The organism is Agrobacterium leguminum (assembly GCF_015704895.1).
In the GTDB taxonomy this organism is placed as follows: domain Bacteria; phylum Pseudomonadota; class Alphaproteobacteria; order Rhizobiales; family Rhizobiaceae; genus Agrobacterium; species Agrobacterium leguminum.
Map to the genome: position 1 here is coordinate 1 of NZ_JADQWB010000042.1, position 2,064 is coordinate 2,064.

General features: G+C 61.8%; 3 protein-coding genes and 2 pseudogenes. 4 read left to right on the forward strand and 1 reads right to left on the reverse strand.

The features are described from left to right. From I3J13_RS25550 to I3J13_RS25565, 4 genes and pseudogenes are all read left to right on the forward strand, one after another. Positions 1–160 (forward strand): annotated as a pseudogene (locus I3J13_RS25550) (transglutaminase family protein); the annotation flags it as partial. Positions 161–164: 4 nt separating this feature from the next. Further along, entirely contained in the window at positions 165–761 is a 597-nt protein-coding gene (locus I3J13_RS25555) for a class I SAM-dependent methyltransferase (protein WP_196380678.1), read from the forward strand. A gap of 117 nt (positions 762–878) precedes the next feature. Further along, positions 879–1,343, forward strand: coding sequence for a GNAT family N-acetyltransferase (locus I3J13_RS25560; RefSeq protein WP_196380679.1), 465 nt, complete (start codon positions 879–881; stop codon positions 1,341–1,343). 50 nt (positions 1,344–1,393) lie between these two features. Beyond that, the gene (locus I3J13_RS25565; protein ID WP_196380680.1) at positions 1,394–1,804 is read left to right on the forward strand and encodes a VOC family protein; all 411 of its coding nucleotides are present in this window, start codon (positions 1,394–1,396) and stop codon (positions 1,802–1,804) included. 151 nt (positions 1,805–1,955) lie between these two features. On the opposite strand, the pseudogene I3J13_RS26100 reads toward I3J13_RS25565, so the two are convergent. Further along, positions 1,956–2,064: pseudogene (locus I3J13_RS26100) on the reverse strand (IS110 family transposase); the annotation flags it as partial.

Genomic DNA, 2,064 nt, shown 5'->3' on the forward strand with positions numbered 1-2,064 from the left:
CAATATCTGCCCCGACGACCGCTATGTGCGCATCGCATCGGGCCTCTGCTACCGCGATTGCGCGCCGATATCGGGCATGCGCATCGGCCCCGCCGGTGAGACCCTGAATGTGTCGGTCACCGTGCAACAATCGCAGGGCCAGAGCCAGTCGCAAAGCTGAGACGATGGCCGGCAGGGACGACGACACAATCGGCTTTTACACGGGTAACGCCGCGGCCTATACCTCGCGTGGGCAGGCGGCGGATCGCCCGCATCTGGAAACATTCCTGGCGCGGCTGCAAGAAGGTGCAAGCATTCTCGAACTGGGATGCGGCGGTGGACAGGACAGCGAATTCATGCTGGCCGCCGGTTACGATGTCCACCCCACCGACGGAACGCCTGAAATCGCCAAAGCGGCGCAAGCCCGGCTCGGCATTCCCGTCCGGACATTGCTGTTCGAGGATATCGACGAGAGTGCGCGATATGACGGCGTCTGGGCCAATGCCTGCCTGCTGCATGTGCCTCGCCCTGCCCTGCCGGGCATTATCGGCCGCATCCACACCGCGCTGAAACGGGGCGGCGTTTTTTATGCCAGCTTCAAGGCAGGAGAAGCGGAAGGCCGCGACATGTTCGGCCGTTATTACAATTACCCTTCGAAGCCCTGGCTGGAAGACGCTTACGGACAGTTTGACTGGGCGGCGGTGGAGATCGAGGCGCGGCAGGGCAGCGGTTACGACCAGCTCCCGACCGCATGGCTGCATGTGACGGCAACGAAACCCTGAACCGGCGCGACAACTTGACGGTTGCGAAACCCCGTCCCACCCGGTTTAATCCCCCCATCGATTTGAAAGCATGATCCGGCTTCAGCCTGCGGGAGGAAAGCCGGCCGGGAGACGGCCTTGTACAGCATTTCCGACTATCGCGACGGCCAGTCGCATGGCCCCGTCATCGCCGAACGGGTCTGGACGGCATGGTGGCAGGATAGCGGCCTTCAGGTGGGCGACGTCGCCGAGCACCTGAAGGACATGACCAACCCCCATGCGCTGCCCACCGGCTTTGTCGCCCATGACGGCGACGATTATGTCGGCTCCGCCTTCCTCATCCATTGCGATCTGGAAGAACGTCCGCAATATCTGCCCTGGGTCGCAGCCCTGTGGGTGGAAGAAGACCGTCGGCGCTCGGGCGTGGCGCGAGCCTTGATGCAGGCCGCAACGCAAAGGGCGGACGAACTCGGCCACGAGACCAGCTATCTCTGCTGCCAGCGGGGTCTCGAAGCCTATTATGTCAACTGCGGCTGGACCGTTCTGGAACGTGGCGTCGGCAAATACGACCTGACGGTGCTGACCTACACAACAGGCAAATAGGTTTCCGCCGAGATCCGCGGCCGGAAACCCCTGAACCGCCGGGAGGAACCATGCGACCACCAGCCGCCATTATGGAAACCGCGCTCTACGCCGACGATCTCGACGCCGCCGAAGCCTTTTACCGGGATGTCTTCGGGCTGGAAGTGGTGCGCAGGCTGCCGGGGCAATTCATCTTCTTCCGATGCGGGCAGCAGATGCTGCTGATCTTCGACCCCGAGCAATCCCGCCGGGCCGACCCCGACAATCCGATCCCCCGCCACGGCGCGGTGGGGCAAGGTCATTTCTGCTTTTACGCCAAGGACAAGTCGGAGGTGGACGGCTGGAAGGCGCGCTTCGAAGCGCTCGGAATTCCAATCGAACATTATCACCGCTGGCCGAATGACAGCTATTCCGTCTATATCCGCGATCCGGCTGGTAATTCGGTGGAGGTTGGGGAAGGCAAGCTTTGGGGGATTGATTGATGGAGCTCAGAGGTTTTCGCGCGAAAACCATCGTTTCCGTCATTCCGGCCTCGAGCCGGAATCCAGGCGGCGCGCGCCGGCGCAGCAGGAAGACTCTTTTCAGCCCAAGGACTTGGGCTGGCTGGATACCGGCTCAAGCAACCGTGGATGATCAAGCAAATGCTGGATCTGTCCTTGCGATGGCGTTGAGGATAGTGATGAGCTTCCGGATTGTTGCGACGATGGCCAGTTTGAAAGGTTTTCCCTTGCTGCGCAGGCGC